Raw genomic sequence first — 12,312 nt, forward strand, 5'->3', positions numbered from 1 at the left:
CAAATATTACGCAAAAAACTCGTATATGCTATATCTGTATCAAAGATAAATGTAATATATCTTTTTGCAGGATCACAAACTGTCTTATAAGCTGTTAAAAACAATGACGATGAGAATGTAATGACCCAAATTGATCGCAAATTTGATGCCTCAGGCATGAGATGCCCAATTCCTGTATTGCGTGCAACAAAAGAGATTAAAGCCATGCAAACAGGTGAGGTGCTTGAAATTCTCGCAACGGACGGGCAGGCACCACGCGATTTTCGCGACTATTGCAAAGAGACAGGCCACGAGATTCTCTTAAACGAAGAACGCGATGGCACATACGTTATTGTTATTCGCAAAGGCTAGCTTTTACCCCTAACTCTTCTTGGGCAAAACAATCGTCAGCAATGGTGGAATAATCACCAAGGTCAAAAGTGCTGAGAGCGTTAAACCACCAACCACAACCGAGCCTAATCCACGATAAAGTTCTGAGCCTGCACCGGGGAACAGGACCAGTGGCAACATGCCAAACACACTGGTCAGTGTAGACATGAAGATCGGGCGAATACGGCTTTGGGTCGCCAAGCGAATGCTAGCAGCCGGGCTAAGACGTTCTTCGCGCACATGATAAAGGCTTTGGTGGACGAGTAAGATGGCATTATTGACCACAATGCCGACCAAGATGACAAAACCCAGCAAGGTCAGCATATCTAAGGGCTGTGGGGTGAAAAGGTTAAGCAAGCCAAGCCCTGCAATGCCGCCCGCAGTTGCTAGGGGGACTGATAGCATAATGACAAAGGGATAGACGAAGCTTTCAAACAGGACCGCCATGGTCAAATAGACAATGGCAATGGCAAGCAACATCTCCCATACCATGGCCTCCCATGCTTGGGTGAGCTTATCAGCCGTGCCTGACATATGAAGCGATACATTGCTGGGGATGCCCTCATTTTGCAAAGGCTTCATCACTTGGTCGCGCAAGATATCCATGGCGCTTTCTAGTGGCATATTGGGGCTCGGGCGTACTTCTAGTGTGACGGTGCGCTGGCGCTCAATATGGCGGATTTCTGTGGGGCCTGAGGTGACTTTTACGTCCGCCAGCGAATTAACCGAAACGATATCGCCGCTTTGGGTGACCACAGGCAGGTAGCCAATGCCTTGGGTCTGGGTGACCTTTTTATCAGGCCCTTTCAGGGTGAGATCAATGCGTTTGCCATCAACCGTGATTTCTGCCACCCGCATGCCATCATTAAAGGCATCAACGGTCTGACCGAGGTCACGCGCAGTTACTCCATTATCAGCGAGCTTAAGCGGGTCTGGATAGACGCGCACTTCTGGTGCGCCAAGCTCAAGGCCCGGTTTGGGCCTAAACTGGTTGCCTTCTTTTCTGGGTAAAAGTTGGGTGATCTTGCCTGTGGCGCGCAAGGCTACTTCCAATACTTTTTCCAGATCAGGCCCAGATACATTTAAATCAATAGAGCGCCCAGACCCGATGGAACGTCCAAAAAGGGAGGGTTGGGTAACAAAGCCATAGGTGCCGGGCTCACTAAAGACAGGGCGGCGCAAAACAGGGATAAGCTCACTGGCGCGTGAGGCATCTTCACTGGCTGCACCCACAAAAGTGGTAGCATTGCGCGCCACAAAAAAGAAGTTTTTAATCTTGGGCGGTTGGCCCTCTTCAGCCTCTGGTCCTGTTTCGCTGGACCATAAATGACGCACGGCATTTTCAACACGGTTGGCAATGCCTGTTGTGGTTTCCAAGTTATAGCCCGGTGGGGGTAAAAGAATACCAAAGACAAGGTTGCGGTTGCCTTCAGGGAGATATTCCATCTTGGGCAAAAAGGCCCAACTTGAAATCAATGCACTTACGCTGACAGCGCCTACAATGATGAGGGAGCGCATGCGCGATTGGGTGACAAGGTCGGTATAATCCAGCACCTTTTGCACAAACTTTTTGGCAAAATTATCTAGGGCCGGAATTTTGATATCATCATCATCCTTGGAATATTTTTCCTTCAAAATCCGGTTGGAAAGAGCCGGGATCACCGTGATGGCGACGACGAGGGAAAGCAAGACAGCCACCGAAATAGCAACCGCGATATCGCGGAATAATTGCCCGATTTCCAAATTCATAATCAGCAAGGGCAAGAAGACGAGCACTGTGGTGAGGGCCGAAACCAGCACTGCACTCCAGACTTGGGCTGCGCCTTCATAAGCCGCTTCTGAGCGTGATTTGCCTTCTTGGCGCAAGCGGTAAATATTTTCTAAAACAACGATTGCCGCATCAACCACCATGCCCACAGCAAAAGCAATACCAGCAAGGGATATAACGTTAATGGAGCGCCCCATAGCCGCCATGGCAACGAACGAGCCAATAACCGAGACCGGAATGGCAAGGGAAATAATCACGGTGGCACGTGTGGAGCGCAAGAAAACCAGTAAGACAAGGGCGGCTAAAAAGCCCCCGATATAGATGTTTTGCTGCACAAGCTCGATGGCGGAATTAATATAAAGCGTCTCATCATAAACTTGGGTGAGTTTTAGTTGGGCCGCAGGCAGTTCAAACTCATTCAGCTCAGCAATGGCTGCTTTGAGGCCTGCCATGGTTTCAATTACATTTGCGCCTGTATCGCGCTGGGCATTCATGGCAATGGCGGGTTGGCCTAGCTGGCGAATGCGCGCACCGGGTTCTTTATAGGCAAATTCAACATTGCCGATATCTGAGATACGCACGCGCGCCACGCGTCCACTTGCAGCATCTTGCATACTGCGCACAACTACATTTGCCACTTGATCTGGTGAGGTGAGTTCCCCTTCTGTGCGCACCACATAACGTCGCTTGCCTTCTTCCACATCACCTGCGGAGATGGAGGCATTGGCATTGCGCAAGGCACTCACCACTTGAGGCACGGTCAGTTGGAATTGTGAGAGGCGCACCGGATCAACCGTGACAACCAGTTCACGTTCAGACCCGCCATAGACATTGACCATGGCAATGCCGTTAACACGTTCAATCTTGTCCTTAATCACATCTTTTGCAAAATCACCATAGGTGTGGATGGGCCGCTCGTTGCCATCAAGGCGTTGTAAGACAAACCAGGCAATGGGATTATCTTCACTGCCGGAGGTATCAAATGTGGGCTCATCAGCTTCTTCTGGATAACCTGAAACGCGATCAAGGCGATTAGCCACCAGCAAAAGCGCCTTATCCATATTTTGCCCGACTGAAAATTCCAGCGTGATGCGCGCGCGCCCATGTTCTGAGCGGCTGGTCATTTCATCTAGGCCTTCAAGGCCGCGCAAGACTTCTTCTTGGCGATTAACGACTTCACGCTCAATTTCAGCAGGGGCTGCACCGGGCCAGTTTGTGCGCACGGTAATCACAGGTTTGCGCACATCTGGGGTCAGTTGAATAGGGATGGTCTGTAAGGCGACAAGCCCAAACAGGATGGTCATTAAGACTGCGGCAATCACCGCAATGGGGCGATAGATGGAGGTATGGATCAAATTCATTTAGCTTGCCCCATCGCTTTTACCCGTTGATTAGGGCGCAAACGCTCATTACCGCGCACAACCACCACATCACCTTCGCTAAGGCCGGAGATCACTTCAAAATAACTCCCCATGGCATCACCCAGTTTTACCGGGGTGATGGTGGCTTTGCCGCCTTTTATGGCAAAGACAATCTGACCGCCTTTTTTATTTAAGATGGCATCTTTTGACACACTTAATACCTTGCGCACTTCTCCAAGCGGGATGTCGAGCGTAAGGGTCTGGTTACCGGCAAGTTTAAATTTTGTTGGGTCAAAGCTGGGGGTGAAACGTACCGCACGGGTGCGCGTTAAGGGGTTTTCTTCAGGCACAACGGCGCGCACTTTGGTTTGAACAGATGTTTGGTTTGATAAGGTCGCACTCACGATGGTGCCAGCCTTAAGCCCGCTTAGACGGTTGGTGGCAACATCGGCTTCAATTTCCAGATCGCGTGCATTGATAATTTGTAAAACGCTTTGACCGACACTGACGTAATCGCCTTGATCAACTTGGCGCAAGGTAATGGTGCCGGGGTAGGGGGCAACGATCTTGCTGTAGGTCAGGTCAAGTTCACGCAAAGACATATCGGCTTTTGCCTTGCGCACGGCGGCTTCGGCCTCACTCACCGCGCTTTTGGCTTTGATTTGTTCCAGGCGTTTATCATCATAGCGTGCCTGATTAAAAGCGGCTGATTTGCGCAGGCGTTGTAGGCGTTTTAGTTCTTGTGAGACAATATTATATTGGGCTTTGGCTGTTTGTAACGCGGCTTGGGCACGCTCCTGCTCTGCCAGTGCGAGTTCTTTTTGGTGCTTTAATCGATCAGAGACAAGATGCACAAGCGCTTGGCCTGCAAAGACTTTGTCACCCACATCTACAAGTACTTTATCAACAGGGGCATTGATGCGCGCAGCGATTTCACCCGCCTGTTTGGCAATCAGGCGTCCTGAAACCGGAATGGTCTGGTTAATGGTGCGTTTTTCAACACTATCTACACCCACAGCCGTGGCAGGGGGCGGGCCTTTTTTTTCTTCAGCATGAGAAACTGAATGTAAAGCAATGAGGGAACAAAGGGTGAGTGCGCCAAGCTGATATAATTTTTTCAATTGCTTATGCCTTATGTGCCGAAGAAAAACCTTAAGAATGATATTTAGCTTTCTTGACCAAAAGGTAAAGGTGCAATTTGTAACTGATTGTAATCCTATAAAAGAAAATTGGCTTTTTTATTTATATTTCCTATGATGCACCTAACACAAAAAGATAGGGACGTAAGTGGGGACGCTATGACAACATTATTACTGACACATCCGGTTTGTCTGCAACATGACACGGGTGAGCATCATCCAGAGCGTCCGGCACGCCTTCGCACCATTTTGCGCCATCTTGATCGTGAAGAATTTCATTTCCTCCACCGTGATCAAGCCCCGCGTGCGACCCATTCCCAGCTGGAACTGGCCCATCCGACCAATTATATTGAAGCGATTGAACGCGCGGTACCAACTGAAGAAGGCCATTTAAATTCAATTGATGGCGACACAATTGTTTCGCCTAAAACATGGGATGCAGCCTTGCGTTCTGCGGGTGGGGCCTGTTTTGGTGTGGATGAAGTCATGGCCCAAAAAGCGCGCAATGTTTTTTGCGCGACTCGCCCACCGGGCCACCATGCAGAAACATCAAAGGCCATGGGCTTTTGCTTTTTTAATAACGCAGCCATTGGGGCCATTCATGCGGTGGCAAAATATCCAGAAGTTAAAAAAGCTGCTGTGATTGATTTTGATGTACACCATGGCAATGGCACGCAGGAAATCTTTTATAACAGCCCGAACCTGTTTTACGGTTCAAGCCACCAATCACCGGGATACCCTGAAACGGGTAAGGAAAGTGAAACAGGGGTCGCTAATAATATCTGTAATTTGGAATTGCCACCGGGCTCCAAGCCTGATCAGTTTAGAAAAGGCTATGAAGAAAAGATTTTACCGGCCTTGCGTGAGTTTAATCCAGACTTCTTGATTATCTCTGCCGGATTCGATGCCCATGCACGTGACCCACTGGCCCATTTGCGCTTGGCTGTTGATGACTTTATCTGGGTGACAGAAGAGTTGCTCAAGGTCGCAAATGAATGTTGTGAGGGCCGTGTTGTCTCTGTTTTAGAAGGTGGTTATGAGGTTGATGCCTTGGCTGCCAGTGTGGCTGCACATGTTAAAACATTGATGCATGCTTAAAGGCCAGCTCTAAAGGCTTGCTCAAAAACGGGTGCGGGTCTAGACTGCGCGCCACTTAAATAAACAAATGAAGAATTCAAGATGTCCAAATCTGAAATCGATGCTTTGAGCTTTGAAGAAGCCTTAGCACAGCTCGAAGAAATTGTACGCCAGCTCGAAAGTGGCTCCGGCAAGCTTGATGATGCCATCACAGCTTATGAAAAAGGCGCAATGCTGAAACGCCACTGTGAAGCCAAACTGGCAGAAGCCAAGGCGAAAGTGGATAAAATCTCGCTGGCCCCTGATGGTAGTGTGACAGCACAACCAACTGAAATTTCCTAAAGGTTTACATGCTGTGACTAAATTGAAGCTGGCATTAAAGGCTGAAGCTGAAAGCGTTGATAGAGTTTTAGACCAACTTTTGGAAGAACCCGAAGGCCCTGAGGCCCAAGTGGTGAAAGCCATGCGCTATAGTGCGCTGGGTGGGGGTAAACGCATTCGCCCGTTTTTGGTGATGATGTCTGCCCGCCTGTTTGGGGTGGCAGAACAAAGTGCTTTGCGCGTAGCTGCTGCCCTTGAAATGGTGCATTGCTATTCTCTTATCCATGATGATTTACCAGCCATGGATGATGACGATCTGCGCCGTGGTCGTGCCACATGTCATATTGAATTTGATGAGGCCACAGCCATTTTGGCAGGTGATGCGTTATTAACGCGGGCCTTTGAAGTGTTGGCTGAGGAAGAAACCCATTCTTCACCACAGGTGCGTTGTGAGCTGATCAGTGAACTTGCCAAAGCGTCGGGCATGAACGGTATGGTCGGTGGGCAGATGATTGACCTGATGGCAGAAACGCGTGAACTTGGCATTCCCGAAATCACGCGCTTGCAACGCCTTAAAACTGGGGCTTTGATTGTTTATGCCTGTAGGGCGGGTGCCATTTTGGGCAAGGCTGAAGAAGTGAAGAACCATGCCTTGCGCAATTATGGTCATGATTTGGGACTCGCCTTTCAAATTGCTGATGATTTGCTGGATGTGGAAGCTTCAGAAGAAGAAACCGGTAAAAAGGTTGGAAAAGATGCCGAGCGCGGCAAAGCGACTTTTGTTTCGCTTTTGGGGATAGAACGTGCAAGAGAACAAGCACTTATGCTTTCTGATCAGGCCTGTTCCCACCTTGACCTGTTTGATCGTGACACAGAATTATTGCGTGTCATGGCCAAATATGTGGTAAACCGCCGTAGTTAAGAAGAAAAGAATTTACTTAGGACGAAACCCGTGTCGGACACACCTTTACTCGATAACGTCATATCTCCTGCTGACCTAAAGCAGATGAGCATGGAGGAACTCCAGCAGCTCAATGAGGAATTGCGCAGTGATGTGGTGCGCACCGTTTCACGCACGGGTGGTCATTTGGGTGCAAGCCTTGGGGTGAATGAGCTCACAGTTGCTCTTCACTATGTGTTTAATTCGCCTGATGATAAAATCATCTGGGATGTGGGCCATCAATGCTACCCCCATAAAATCCTCACGGGCCGTCGTGAGAAAATGGGCACGTTGCGCCAAGGTGGCGGCCTTTCTGGTTTTACCAAACGCACGGAAAGTGAGCATGATGCTTTTGGTGCGGGCCACAGTTCAACCTCTATTTCAGCAGGCCTTGGCATGGCGGTTGCGCGCGACCTTAAGGGCGCGGATAACCATGTAATTGCAGTTATTGGCGATGGGTCCATCACCGCAGGTATGGCCTATGAAGCAATGAATAATGCAGGTGCACTTGATAGTCGCTTGATCGTTATTCTGAATGATAATGACATGTCCATCGCCCCGCCTGTGGGCGCGATGAGCTATTATCTTTCTGAGCTTTTAACCAGCACGACCTTGAAGTCTTTTCGTCATAGCGCCAAAGATATCGTCAATAAACTGCCGAGTTCCATCGCCCAAACGGTAAAGGGTGCTGAAAGTGCCGCGCGCAAGATGGTCACAGGTGGCAGTAACATCTTTTCTGATCTTGGTTTTTATTACGTTGGCCCCATTGATGGGCACCACTTGGAACATGTGGTTTCTGTTTTAGAAAATATCCGCGATGATAAAGACCCCGGTCCGGTCTTGCTTCATATCAAAACCCAAAAAGGCCATGGTTATGAGCCTGCTGAGAAATCAGCCGATAAATACCATGGGGTTTCTAAATTTGATGTAGTGACGGGCAAGCAGGAAAAAGCCAAATCCAACGCGCCCAGCTACACAGGCGTCTTTGCCAAAGCCTTGATTAAAGAAGCCGAAGTTGATGATAAAATTGTCGGCATCACCGCTGCCATGCCTTCAGGCACCGGACTTGATAAATTTGGGGAGCGTTTTCCAGATCGCACCTTTGATGTGGGCATTGCAGAACAACATGCGGTCACCTTTGCATCCGGTATGGCAAGCGAAGGCTATAAGCCGTTTTGTGCGATTTATTCGACGTTTTTACAACGTGGTTATGACCAATTGGTCCATGATGCGGTGTTGCAGCATCTCCCCGTTCGTTTTGCCATTGATCGCGCTGGTCTTGTGGGTGCTGATGGGCCAACCCATGCGGGCACCTTTGATATTTCTTTCCTCACAGCCTTGCCTGATATTGTGGTGATGGCGCCTAGTGATGAGGCTGAGCTGATGCATATGGTGGCAACTTCTGCTGCTATTGAAGATCGCGCAAGTGCCTTTCGCTATCCACGCGGGGAAGGCAACGGGGTTGAGCTGCCGGAAAAAGGCGAGATCCTTGAAATCGGTAAAGGCCGTGTGGTTAAAGAAGGTGGCAAGGTTGCCCTCCTTTCATATGGCACACGCCTAAACGAAGCTTTGTTAGCCGCTGAAAAGTTAGAGGCCCTTGGCCTGCCAACAACAGTAGCCGATGCACGTTTTGCCAAACCTATTGATACTGAACTCACCAAGCAATTGGCACAAAACCATGAAGTGCTGATTACGGTTGAAGAAGGTTGTGTGGGGGGCTTTGGCTCTCATGTGATGCAATATCTTATGAACGAAGGTTTGTTGGATGGTACTTTAAAAGTGCGCTGTCTGACCATGCAGGATGCTTTCATTGATCATGGTAATGTCTATGAGCAATATGAAGCCGCAGGCATCAATGCCTCAGGTATGGTCAATGCGGTTTTAAAAGCGCTGGGACGCTCGGTTAAAGATGCCCAACACGCCTAAGAAAAAAACTGCCAAACTCCGCTTGGACCAGTTGCTGGTCGATCGCGGCTTAATGGAAAGCAAAACCCGCGCCCAAGCCATGATCATGGCAGGTAATGTCTATTCTGATACCAAACGTATGGATAAGGCAGGTCAGAAGGTGGCAGAAGACATCCCCATTGAGCTAAAGGGCCAAGACCATCCGTGGGTTTCACGTGGTGGATTGAAGCTTGTGAAGGGCTTGGATGAATTTGACATTGATGCTAGCGACTTTATCGCTATTGATGTGGGGTCTTCAACGGGCGGGTTTAGTGATGTGTTGCTTACACGCGGGGCAGCAAAGGTCTATAGCGTTGATGTAGGCCATGGACAGCTTGCGTGGAAATTGCGCAATGATGAGCGCGTGGTGGTGATGGAGCGCACAAATGCGCGTCATCTCACCCAAGAAGATATTCCCGATCCCATCGATATTGTTGTGTGCGATGCGAGCTTCATTGGTTTGCAAACGGTTTTACCTGCAGCTATGGAACGGGTCAAAACAGGCGGCTATCTGCTTGCCCTGATCAAGCCGCAATTTGAAGTGGGCAAGGGGCGTGTGGGCAAAGGCGGGGTTGTGCGCGAACCTGAACTGCATCAAGAAGTTTGTGATAAAATCGAAGGCTGGCTCAATGACCTGTCAGACTGGTCAGTCGTCGGCCTTACCCAAAGCCCGATCAAGGGACCAGAAGGTAATATCGAGTTTCTCATTTGCGGGCGCAAAATTTCTTAAAAAAGCAAATGTCATTCTGGACTTGATCCAGAATCTAGATGGATGCTGGCCTTCGCCAGCATGACTGTGAGAGTTTACAACAACACCCAGTGCAACACTGTTCTCAGCGCAATGGCGATAGCACCGCCCAGTAGCGCGGGTTTGAGCACTTCTGCAACGCGCGGTCCAGCGGAAATCAGCACAGCAATGCCTGCCACGTCATAAGGATTGATCAAGAAGCCCGCCAGACGGTTAAAATCGTCTATGCTCATAAGCCCTTGATCCAAGAAATCTTTCATCACCCCCATCATAGCAGTCCCACCTGCAATCACCTTGGTAATTGCAGCCATGATAAAGCTGCCGGGAAGATCAAGGCCGTTTAGGGTTGGGGTGAGCAGTTCTTCCAGTAACCCCATGACGCCAGCAGCGCGCATTAGCGCGACAAAAACAAGGGCAAGTACCAGCATGGGGATAGCCCCAACGGTAATTTTTAAGGCTTCAGCGCCTGCCTTATTAATCACATCAAGGATGCCTTTGGGGCCTTCTGCCTCTTTATGTTTCACCACCATTTCATTGTCATCCATGCGATCTGGCAGGTTTTTGGCAAAGATATGATAGGTCAGCGCTGCACCAACAAGGCCACAAAGCACGGAAATCCCCATGGTGATGGGCGCATTTAACCCAAGGGCCGCCATGGGAAAGACCACATTGGCCTGTGCCATGCCCAAGACCATGGCAAGGGTAGCGGCAATATGACGCCGTGGTGAGCCGCCGCGATCCATCATGGCAAGGGTTGCCATGGGTGCTGCAAAACTGACAAAGAGAATTTGGATCATGGCAAAGACGCCAAGACCGGGCAGGCCAAACGGGCGCAAGAGCGGGGCGACTAGATTAACCAGCTTATCTAAAATGCCTTTGGCCTCTAACAAACGCATGAAGCTGAGCATGACGATCATAACTGGCAGCAAAACAAAAAGCGCAAGTTCAACACCTGCACGGCCTGCATGAAGAATAATCGTGGCAAATTCAGTCATTGTGAAGGGCACCCATTGAAAAGCAAGAAAGGCTCAAAGAGCGTGCTTTTATCGAATTATCATATGGGAAGCAAAGAAAAAACCGTCCCGGGCGTGGGGGTAGGAACAGGGGGGGAAGTCGCCCGGGACGGTAGGAAACGTGGCTGTCTCAATCTTTTAAACGCAAAAAACGTTTCAAATAGATATCATCAACTTAGTGAGAACCATTATTAATCAGATGAAACACCACTGTCAACATAAATTATAATAATTATAAACTTAAGAATTGTAGGGTTATTTACAATGCTTTAGCACGGCATACTATGTTGTTCGGTGTTTGGGAATTGTATTCAAAATGACAAGGCTCATGTGACTAGATAAGACACACACCGTCATGTTGGCGCAGGCCAGCATCTAGCTTTGTGGTATCGTTAATAGATTCTGGATCAAGTCCAGAATGACGGGGAGGGGGAATGCCATATGTGATCAGATAGGGCGCACACACCGTCATGTTGGCGCAGGCCAGCATCTAGTTTTGGGGTATCGTTAATGGATTCTGGGTCAAGTCCAGAATGACAAAAAAGGTTTAGCCCTGTTGGGCGCGGTGTAGCATCATGTGATCAGCTAGCACACAAGCCATCATGGCTTCGGCCACGGGAACGCCGCGAATACCGACGCAAGGGTCATGGCGACCTTTGGTGATCAAGTTACATTCATTGCCTTGGGTATCAATGGTTTGGCGCTCAACCAGAATGGAGCTGGTCGGTTTAATGGCAACGCGTACCACAACATCCTGACCGCTTGAAATACCCCCTAAGACGCCGCCTGCATGATTGGAAAGAAAGACGGGTTTGCCATCCTCACCCATGCGGATTTCATCAGCATTTTCAACACCAGTGAGGCTTGCGGCCTCAAAACCATCGCCAATTTCAACGCCTTTAACCGCATTGATAGACATCATGGCTTTGGCAAGGTCTGCGTCTAACTTGTCATAAACGGGCTGTCCCCAACCAACAGGAACACCACGGGCAACGATTTCTAAGACCGCGCCGATGGAGGAGCCTTCTTTGCGGATTTCATCAAGATAGTCTTCCCATTCTTTTGCAGCCACTGGGTCGGGGCAGAAAAACGGGTTGTTATCAATTTCATTCCAGTCAAAGCGGGAACGATCAATTTTATGCGGGCCGACTTGAACAAGGTAGCCTTTGATATCAATGGCCTCACCCAAGACTTTGCGCGCCACTGCACCTGCGGCAACGCGCATGGCCGTTTCGCGTGCACTAGAGCGTCCACCGCCGCGATAATCACGAATGCCGTATTTTTCCCAATAGGTATAATCGGCATGACCGGGGCGGAATTTATCTTTGATCTCACCATAGTCTTTTGAGCGTTGATCTTGATTGATGATTTCAAGGCCAATGGGGGTACCTGTTGTGACACCTTCAAAAACACCGGAAAGGATGCGCACTTCGTCGGGTTCTTTGCGCTGTGTGGTAAAGCGCGAGGTTCCGGGTTTGCGTTTTTCCAGCCAGAACTGGATATCTTCTTCTTTTAGCGGGATTTGAGATGGCACACCATCAACAATACAGCCAATGGCAGGACCATGGCTTTCCCCAAAAGTTGTGAAGCTGAAAACGTGACCGAAACGGTTACCGGACATTTTAATCCTCG

General features: G+C 49.3%; 10 protein-coding genes. 6 read left to right on the forward strand and 4 right to left on the reverse strand.

The genetic code is table 11. The annotated features are described in order from the left end of the window. Window positions 1–120 precede the first annotated feature (120 nt). Window positions 121–351 (forward strand): sulfurtransferase TusA family protein, encoded by a 231-nt coding sequence (locus MTBPR1_RS14265; protein WP_069189686.1) that lies wholly within the window; start codon window positions 121–123, stop codon window positions 349–351. A 9-nt stretch (window positions 352–360) separates the two neighbouring features. On the opposite strand, the gene MTBPR1_RS14270 is transcribed toward MTBPR1_RS14265, so the two are convergent. After that, entirely contained in the window at window positions 361–3,498 is a 3,138-nt protein-coding gene (locus tag MTBPR1_RS14270; protein ID WP_069189687.1) for an efflux RND transporter permease subunit, read from the reverse strand. Continuing rightward, the gene (locus tag MTBPR1_RS14275) at window positions 3,495–4,619 is read right to left on the reverse strand and encodes an efflux RND transporter periplasmic adaptor subunit (RefSeq protein ID WP_069189688.1); all 1,125 of its coding nucleotides are present in this window, start codon (window positions 4,617–4,619) and stop codon (window positions 3,495–3,497) included. Before MTBPR1_RS14275 ends, MTBPR1_RS14270 begins: the two co-directional genes overlap by 4 nt. A 177-nt stretch (window positions 4,620–4,796) precedes the next feature. Between MTBPR1_RS14275 and MTBPR1_RS14280 the strand changes: the two genes are divergently transcribed. From MTBPR1_RS14280 to MTBPR1_RS14300, 5 genes are all read left to right on the forward strand, one after another. After that, the gene (locus MTBPR1_RS14280) at window positions 4,797–5,735 is read left to right on the forward strand and encodes a histone deacetylase family protein (protein WP_069189689.1); all 939 of its coding nucleotides are present in this window, start codon (window positions 4,797–4,799) and stop codon (window positions 5,733–5,735) included. Between the two features lie 81 nt (window positions 5,736–5,816). Further along, window positions 5,817–6,056 carry an exodeoxyribonuclease VII small subunit gene (locus tag MTBPR1_RS14285; RefSeq protein ID WP_069189690.1) on the forward strand — a complete coding sequence of 80 codons (240 nt, stop codon included), beginning with the start codon at window positions 5,817–5,819 and terminating at the stop codon, window positions 6,054–6,056. A gap of 13 nt (window positions 6,057–6,069) precedes the next feature. Beyond that, window positions 6,070–6,957: a polyprenyl synthetase family protein gene (locus tag MTBPR1_RS14290; RefSeq protein WP_069189691.1), complete on the forward strand. Its 888-nt coding sequence runs from the start codon at window positions 6,070–6,072 to the stop codon at window positions 6,955–6,957. Window positions 6,958–7,041: 84 nt separating this feature from the next. Next, on the forward strand, window positions 7,042–8,901 hold the full coding sequence (dxs, locus tag MTBPR1_RS14295) for a 1-deoxy-D-xylulose-5-phosphate synthase (RefSeq protein WP_240492921.1): 1,860 nt from the start codon (window positions 7,042–7,044) through the stop codon (window positions 8,899–8,901). Next, the gene (locus tag MTBPR1_RS14300) at window positions 8,885–9,649 is read left to right on the forward strand and encodes a TlyA family RNA methyltransferase (protein WP_069189693.1); all 765 of its coding nucleotides are present in this window, start codon (window positions 8,885–8,887) and stop codon (window positions 9,647–9,649) included. The genes dxs and MTBPR1_RS14300 overlap by 17 nt, the downstream gene beginning before the upstream one ends. 74 nt (window positions 9,650–9,723) lie before the next feature. Here the strand turns inward: MTBPR1_RS14300 and MTBPR1_RS14305 are convergent, their stop codons facing one another. Further along, window positions 9,724–10,662, reverse strand: coding sequence for a nucleoside recognition domain-containing protein (locus MTBPR1_RS14305; protein ID WP_069189694.1), 939 nt, complete (start codon window positions 10,660–10,662; stop codon window positions 9,724–9,726). A 565-nt stretch (window positions 10,663–11,227) separates the two neighbouring features. Further along, on the reverse strand, window positions 11,228–12,301 hold the full coding sequence (gene aroC, locus MTBPR1_RS14310; protein WP_069189695.1) for a chorismate synthase: 1,074 nt from the start codon (window positions 12,299–12,301) through the stop codon (window positions 11,228–11,230). Window positions 12,302–12,312: the final 11 nt, after the last annotated feature.

The sequence above is a fragment of the Candidatus Terasakiella magnetica genome (genome assembly GCF_900093605.1).
GTDB classification, from domain to species: domain Bacteria; phylum Pseudomonadota; class Alphaproteobacteria; order Rhodospirillales; family Terasakiellaceae; genus Terasakiella; species Terasakiella magnetica.

Excerpts from the sequence above, each read along its gene's own strand:
- dxs (WP_240492921.1), top strand. The coding sequence starts at position 7,042 with ATGAGCATGGAGGAACTCCAGCAGCTCAATGAGGAATTGCGCAGTGAT.
- MTBPR1_RS14305 (WP_069189694.1), bottom strand. The coding sequence starts at position 10,662 with ATGACTGAATTTGCCACGATTATTCTTCATGCAGGCCGTGCAGGTGTT.
- MTBPR1_RS14265 (WP_069189686.1), top strand. The coding sequence starts at position 121 with ATGACCCAAATTGATCGCAAATTTGATGCCTCAGGCATGAGATGCCCA.
- MTBPR1_RS14285 (WP_069189690.1), top strand. The coding sequence starts at position 5,817 with ATGTCCAAATCTGAAATCGATGCTTTGAGCTTTGAAGAAGCCTTAGCA.
- MTBPR1_RS14280 (WP_069189689.1), top strand. The coding sequence starts at position 4,797 with ATGACAACATTATTACTGACACATCCGGTTTGTCTGCAACATGACACG.
- aroC (WP_069189695.1), bottom strand. The coding sequence starts at position 12,301 with ATGTCCGGTAACCGTTTCGGTCACGTTTTCAGCTTCACAACTTTTGGG.
- MTBPR1_RS14300 (WP_069189693.1), top strand. The coding sequence starts at position 8,885 with ATGCCCAACACGCCTAAGAAAAAAACTGCCAAACTCCGCTTGGACCAG.
- MTBPR1_RS14270 (WP_069189687.1), bottom strand. The coding sequence starts at position 3,498 with ATGAATTTGATCCATACCTCCATCTATCGCCCCATTGCGGTGATTGCC.